We start from the raw sequence: 7,032 nt of genomic DNA, 5'->3' as shown, positions 1-7,032 counted from the left end.
AGGCCGGATACATTGATGCAAGACCGCATCTGCCAGGTTGACGAAACCTCTTGCAACGCGCGGCCGGACCATACATTCGGGTCAAACAGCGGCTCGAAGCCGTTGTGCAATCGGTTTGCAGGATATTCGATGTCGCGAGCTCGTCGGTTGCGTGCGACCATGAGCAGGTCATTCACCGCGTCATGGTGATAATGCACTGAAGCTGTCGAAGCCCTACCGTGTGAACTCCCCAGACTTGTAATGACGCAACACGCCTCGTTCCAGGCGCTGCTTGAATTTGAGTGGCGTTCGAACTCTTTGGCGATCTTTTAAGCGTCACACTAGAGAATTAGATGCTCCTTACCCTGGAACATTGCCGCCAGGATCGTTCGCTCAAGATCTTACACAAGTTCGCTCGTTCCGCGGGCTCGCGGCGCCGGATTTAGGCGCGCGCGACTAGCTCTTTGCATGAAACGTGTGTTGAAGTGAAATACACTACTGCAAAGAGGCGCTCTCTCGAGGAGCTAGGCTCAATTGCGAGTGCGCTTTTTGACAACGCATACGGGTGACTTGAAGGTGGCCTCGCGTTCTGTGCACAAGCAAGCGCGATTGCCTGGTCTCAATCCGCCGATAATGGAGAAGGGAAAGAATGGCTGAGGTTGTAACCACGCGCCGCGAGGGCGCGATCCTCGAAGTCACGCTCGACCGCCCGAAGGCGAATGCCATCGACGCGAAGACTTCTCGGCTAATGGGGGAGGCCTTCAAGACGCTGCGCGACCATCCGGAGCTGCGCGTTGCCATCCTCAAGACCGCTGGTGACAAGTTTTTCTGCGCCGGATGGGACCTAACCGCCGCTGCGGCCGGCGAATCAGCGAACGCTGATTATGGAGTCGGTGGATTCGGCGGGGTGCAGGGACTCCGCGACCTCAACAAGCCGGTACTCGCCTGCGTCAATGGTATGGCGGTTGGCGGCGGATTTGAACTGGCGCTCTCCTGCGACTTGATCTATGCGGCCGAACATTCGTCTTTCGCATTGCCGGAGATTCGTGCCGGCCAGCTCGCCGACGCGGCATCTGTCAAACTGCCGAAGCGTATTCCCTTTCACATTGCGTTGGACCTTTTGTACACGGGTCGCTGGATGAACGCCGCGGAGGCACACCGCTGGGGTCTGGTCAACGAAGTACTTCCGAAGGAAAAGCTTGAGGAACGCGTGTGGGAGATCGCGAGGCTGCTCGCGAGCGGCCCGCCGCTTGTGCTTGCTGCTATCAAGGAGACGGTACGCATCGCCGAGCCGCTCAGCTACCAAGACGCCCTGAACAGAGTGAACCGGCGTCAGCTTGCAACCGTCGACATACTCTACGGTTCAGAGGACCGTCTTGAGGGTGCGCGTGCCTTCGCAGAAAAGCGCGATCCCGTGTGGAAGGGGAGCTAGTCGCGCGGCGGGAGCGCCTCACGCGAGAGACCTCGTGAGGTGCTAGCGCAATAGGACACCAGTGAATGATGCCAAGGGTGTTCGACGACCGTATCTTTCTAGTGGCCCGCATTGTCCACTAGGTCCATACGGCCTACTCGGGAAGCGAGAGACAAGGGGCGCGGAGCACTCTTCGCCGTTGAAACTGGATCCGAGATGGGTTGTGCTGATCCTATCCTTCTAGAGTTCAGATGACCTCTCTGCCTTGCTGGCTCACAGAAGTTAACGCCATAAGGTTTAGGCGATCAGCGCAGAATCGTGCTTTGCGGCAAACTCTCTCAATCAAATGACCGGTACAAACAATTGGAGAACTTACCGCCGTATGCCGTGGTTACCAAAGGTCGAGTCTTCAACGAAGGAGAAGGTGAGGAGATGATCTCAGAGGTCTTCATTACTTGTGCGGTCACAGGGGGCGGGGGTGCTCCGAAGAGTCGGCATGTGCCGGTAACCCCAGAGCAGATTGCCGATTCGGCGGTCGAGGCAGCGCGGGCGGGAGCGGCAGTGGTGCACATCCACGTGCGCAATCCTGAAACTCGGCGTGGCTCGCGGGATCTGGCGCTCTATCGGGCTGTGGTGCAGCGTCTTCGGAAGTCGGATGTGAATCCGGTTATAAACTTGACTGGGGGATCGGGCGGCGATCTCGTGCTCGGCGGGCCCGACTCGCCCCTGCCGCTGGATCCCGCGACGGACGCCACGGGCGCGCTCGAGCGACTATTGCACGTGGAAGAACTGCGCCCAGAGATCTGCACATTGGATTGCGGGTCTATGAACTTCGGCGCCGGTGAAACTGTCATGGTCAACACTTATCCGACGCTGCGCAAGATGGCCGCCCGATTGAAAGAGCTCGGCGTCCGTCCTGAGCTTGAGGTATTCGATACTGGCCACTTAGTGGCTGTACACGATTTAATCAAAGAGGGGCTGATCGACGATCCGCCATTGATCCAACTGTGCATGGGGATTCCCTATGGAGCGCCGGGTGATCTGACCACGCTAATGGCGTTGGTGCATCGGCTCCCACCCCGCGCCATTTACTCTGCCTTTTCGATTGGACGAATGCAGCTCCCGTACGTGGCATTAGCGCCGCTGGCCGGCGCGAACGTGCGGGTGGGACTGGAGGACAACTTGTACCTTTCCCACGGGCGGTACGCGACCAACGCCGAACTCGTGCAGCGGGCGACCGAGATCCTTGAGAGAATTGGAGTGCGCGTGATAGGCCCCGATGAGGTGCGTGAGAAGCTCAGGCTCAAAGCCCAAGCCTGAGGAATCGAGCTTAAAAGGTTCTGCTGACCGTCAGGTTCCTCGGGTGCACTAATCGATGCAGCGCGGGCGGCTCCGGTATCGTCAATCTAGGTGACGCCGGGGCCTGACTCCGGGGTGTGGGAGCCTACAAAGGACATGCTGGTCAGCGCGCAGCGGCGTATTGCTGCTGACACGGGTCTCGTTACCATCCGATGGATCGCACCTTCGGCCAGACGACCTGTTAGACGTGGTTCCTTGTGCCTCTAGATCACCAGGCCCCATCCTAAGCTCGCGCGAAGCAGCTCCCTATCGTACTGCAAGCTTGCTGTCATTAGCTGAGGGGTGTGCCCCGGCGGGCAGCCGTTCAAGATAGCGGGCACGTACCCCATAACTTCAGTTGCGAGATGATCTCCGGCTAATCGACAATTGCGGAAGAAAGTCGGCCGGCGAACTTCCCCATACCGCGAAGTAACTGCTTATTGGGGTGGTGAACAGGGCCACCCTCCGACTCGCTGGGTCGAAGCAGAGGTTGAGTGTCTCGACCGTGCAAGCGAGCTCGCCCGCACTTTCGATGCGATGAAGAAGATGAAAACGCTTCGTATCCGAGGCCATCAGAGCTGTATGGATATCAACCGAGGCGCCCAACCGCAGTTCCCGAATGTAACGAACATGGGTCTCGGTCATGACGAACTGAAGGTCCGGCCCAGTTGCAAGATCATGCTTCGCACGGCGCCAGACTTCGATACTCGCAAGATCGGCTATGCGCTGATAGGTCAAGAAATTGACGTGATCGAGCTTGTCCAACCAGTCCTTGTCGACGACACCTTCCCAGGTCTTAATCCAAACCATGTTTCACCCCCGCAAGTCTGTCCTGATTGACCGCACGCCAGAGTAGATATCCACTCTGCCAATGTTGCGCAGCGCTATCGTCTCTCCCTGGCCATCGTTCTGATCCCTTGGAAGCCTCGGTATAGATCCGCATGCTGGGAAATACTCACTTGCTGGTCAGATGCGCCATTCGTTCAGCGAGATCCGTCCAGTCGACCAGGACGGCTTCCGAGATGAGTTGGAAGTCGAAAGCTCTCGCAGGGAGGCGAGCGGAGCCTTTTTGCTTCGAAGGCGCTGTCAATAAAGCTTAAGCCTAGCTCGGGCCTCATTTTCTCTAATCCCGACGCCGTTCCTGCCAAAATCCTGCTTGCAGCACCAGAATCTACAGCTTTTTTATCAAGCGGCTGAACTCGGGGAATTAAATCAGACTCAAACCGCAGCCCCGATCTCGACTGTCGAAATGGAGTGTTCACTTAATCATGGTCACGCAACGGCCGACGCGCTCGGCCTGGGCATGCATTGTTGAGGTCGCGCCTTCGGACTTAGGCGTGTGTCTAAGCAGACATCGGCCGGCAATCCCGCGGACTTCGATAACATATCAACCAAGATGCGGCAGTCGCCGAGTCGAAGGCCAGCTCTGATGAACGGAATCTGGTGAGAGCACCTGACCGCGAAGATACGCCAGCTTGTTTGCGGGGACGCTGATCCTCGAACGCGCGGCCCGCGAACACCCCATCAATGTATGCGCACGCAACTACAAGTAGCTCATTAGCACAGCTGCAGCTTAAGCGCGGTAGTTCGCGGCGCATAAAAACGATGCTCGCCAGGGGCAGAGCTTGCAGAAAACGATCAGGATTTCGGAGCAATCTGCTGCCTTTCAGCAATATGTGCCTGTATTTTGATAAAAATATGCAAGGAGGAAAGCGTATTTTCTTTTTTACGGGTTTGATGCCGAATGCCGTTGCGAGCGCGCGCCGATGCCGAAAAGGCGATCCTCAGAAGATCGCATAATTGATGTCAATGGCCGGCCGGGAGACAATTTGCGTGTCAAATGCATTAATCGGTAAACTAGCCCGCAGTGAGCAGGATCACGTCGTGGAGGACATCTCTCGATTAGAACATGTGCGCCGCAAGCATGTAGGGCGCTATGTCAGTGCCGTCGTGGTCGTGGCGCTGGTCGTTTGGATTGTGATGGCCTTTGTCCACGGTCAGATCGACTGGGCCGTGGTCGGTCGTTACCTTACGGCGCGCACCATCATTCTCGGCCTGGGTAACACTGTGCTGATGGCCGCCCTGGCGATGCTGTTGGGTGTTCTGATCGGAGTGACGGTCGCCATCATGCGGCTTTCGCCCAATCCAGTGGTCTACTGGGCGGCGGCTACCTACGTGTGGTTCTTTCGCGGCACGCCGTTGCTGCTGCAGTTGCTGCTGTGGTTCAATCTCGCGCTGGTTTTTCCCATACTCGGCATTCCGGGCCTCTTCGAGGTTCGCACAGTAGACGTGATGACGCCGTTTGTTGCGGCGCTCCTCGGACTTGGAATAAATCAGGGCGCTTATACGTCTGAGGTGGTGCGCGCGGGCCTACTGTCTGTCGATCAAGGACAGTACGAGGCAGCGAGCGCAATCGGCATGCCCCGTCTTCAGGCGCTGCGTCGAATCATCCTTCCGCAGGCGATGCGCGTCATTGTGCCTCCAATTGGCAACGAGCTCATCGGTATGGTCAAGCTGACATCGCTCGCGAGCGTGATCCAGTTTTCGGAAATTGTCCACAACGTAGAGAACATCTATTACGTGAACAACTACGTCATCGAACTGCTGATCGTCGCTGCGTTCTGGTACCTGATCGTCGTTACCGTGCTTACGTTCCTGCAAACGCGATTAGAGCGGCACTATGCACGTGGCGCCCGCGATACGAAACCACGCTAGCCCGGAAGGACACATGAATCCGATCGTTAAGGCCAGCGGCGTGCGCAAGTCGTATGGTGCATTCGAGGCGCTCAAGGGTGTCGACCTAGAAATTAATCGTGGCGAAGTGCTGTGCGTCATTGGTCCATCTGGCTCGGGAAAGAGCACGTTGCTCCGGTGCATGAATCAGTTGGAGATTGTCGATAGCGGCGCACTGTGGGTGAACGGCGAATTGGTCGGCTACCGCCGCGTCGGCCCGAAACTGTATGAACTCTCCGAGCGTGAGATCGCGCGGCAACGCCTCGCAACGGGCATGGTGTTCCAGCGCTTCAATCTCTTCCCCCATAAGACGGCGCTCGAAAACGTCACCGAAGGCCCGGTTCAGGTTCTCAAACATGAGCGCAAGCAGGCGGAGGGTGCCGCCCGCGAGTTGCTCGCGCGGGTCGGGCTGTCGCACAAATGCGACGCGTATCCGATCGAGCTCTCAGGTGGTCAGCAACAACGCGTGGCAATTGCTCGCGCACTCGCGATGAAACCAGCACTGATGCTGTTTGACGAGCCTACCTCCGCGCTGGATCCCGAACTGGTCGGCGAAGTGCTTTCCGTGATGCGCGATCTCGCGCGGACCGGAATGACGATGATCGTTGTTACTCACGAACTCGGCTTCGCGCGGGAAGTGGCAAGCCGGGTGGTTTTCATGGATGAGGGGCAAGTGATCGAAAGCGGTCCCCCGGTCCAGGTCCTCAGCAGTCCGACGCATGCCCGAACACAGAATTTTATTTCAGCCGTACTTAGCTGACGTGGACACGCGAGGCCTCGTCAAACGTAAGTGCATAAGAGGAATGGAGTTGTCTGGCGATATGCGCTTCGAGTTGCGGCGAACGTGCTCGCGGTGAGCATTCTCCATCGACGCAGAAGTCAGGCAACGATCACGCTGAAGACTCGCATCCTCTCCCGATAACATGACACCCCGGATTCGAGTTGCGCGATGCGAGCGGACTATCAAAGCGCTGTAGGCAGTGGCTGTTGATATCACTTCTGTCGCACGACGGGGCTAACCCTCGACACCGATAAATGGAGGTTCAATGCTTAAGATCCGGAACGCCAAGCTCGCCCTGCAGACCCTCCGTCTACCGGTGTTTGCTGCTCCTATGTTTTTGATTTCCGGGCCTGAACTTCTCTTGGCTTGCTGTAAGGCCGGCATCGTAGGCTCTCTTCCGACGCCAAATGCTAGAAATGCCGCGGAACTCAAGGACATGTTGGAGTTTATCAAATCCGGCCTGAGCGATCGCCCAGAGAGGCCTTGGGCGCTGAATCTTGTTATGCATTCGACGAACAAGCGTCTGCCGGAAGACCTGGAATTGGTAGAAACGTTTAGGCCTCCGATTGTCATCACCGCGTTGGGCGCTCCCCGGCCGGCCGTCGAAGTGGCGCATTCCTACGGCGGTCTAGTTTTCGCAGATGTTAACTCCGTCGCCTATGCGCGGAAGGCCGCTGCAGCGGGCGTAGACGGCCTCGTGCTCGTGTGTGCGGGGGCGGGGTCGGTCCTGCTTTCCGATGCGGCCATGAAGGAGGTGCCGATATAGGCGAAATCAGCGCCCAGCGCTCTC

At 57.6% G+C, this 7,032-nt stretch carries 6 protein-coding genes; 5 read left to right on the top strand and 1 reads right to left on the bottom strand.

The genetic code is table 11. The features are described 5' to 3' along the window. Nucleotides 1–628 precede the first annotated feature (628 nt). Nucleotides 629–1,411, top strand: coding sequence for a carnitinyl-CoA dehydratase (locus AC0L23_RS39480; RefSeq protein ID WP_473358368.1), 783 nt, complete (start codon nucleotides 629–631; stop codon nucleotides 1,409–1,411). Between the two features lie 411 nt (nucleotides 1,412–1,822). Next, a complete protein-coding gene (locus tag AC0L23_RS39475; protein WP_473358367.1) occupies nucleotides 1,823–2,710 on the top strand; it encodes a beta-keto acid cleavage family enzyme in 888 nt (295 codons plus the stop codon). A gap of 372 nt (nucleotides 2,711–3,082) precedes the next feature. Here AC0L23_RS39475 and AC0L23_RS39470 read toward each other — a convergent pair whose 3' ends face one another. After that, nucleotides 3,083–3,538 carry an acyl-CoA thioesterase gene (locus tag AC0L23_RS39470; protein ID WP_473358366.1) on the bottom strand — a complete coding sequence of 152 codons (456 nt, stop codon included), beginning with the start codon at nucleotides 3,536–3,538 and terminating at the stop codon, nucleotides 3,083–3,085. Between the two features lie 1,074 nt (nucleotides 3,539–4,612). Here AC0L23_RS39470 and AC0L23_RS39465 point away from each other — a divergent pair. From AC0L23_RS39465 to AC0L23_RS39455, 3 genes are all read left to right on the top strand, one after another. After that, nucleotides 4,613–5,443 carry an amino acid ABC transporter permease gene (locus AC0L23_RS39465; protein ID WP_473358365.1) on the top strand — a complete coding sequence of 277 codons (831 nt, stop codon included), beginning with the start codon at nucleotides 4,613–4,615 and terminating at the stop codon, nucleotides 5,441–5,443. A 13-nt stretch (nucleotides 5,444–5,456) separates the two neighbouring features. Further along, nucleotides 5,457–6,221, top strand: a complete 765-nt coding sequence (locus tag AC0L23_RS39460) for an amino acid ABC transporter ATP-binding protein (protein ID WP_473358364.1) — start codon at nucleotides 5,457–5,459, stop codon at nucleotides 6,219–6,221. A 286-nt stretch (nucleotides 6,222–6,507) separates the two neighbouring features. Further along, entirely contained in the window at nucleotides 6,508–7,008 is a 501-nt protein-coding gene (locus AC0L23_RS39455) for an NAD(P)H-dependent flavin oxidoreductase (RefSeq protein WP_473358363.1), read from the top strand. The last annotated feature ends 24 nt before the right edge of the window (nucleotides 7,009–7,032 follow it).

The organism is Bradyrhizobium sp. MI1.4 (genome assembly GCF_055811315.1).
Note: the sequence above shows the minus strand (reverse complement) of the source record. Positions and strands in the feature narration are given on the sequence as shown.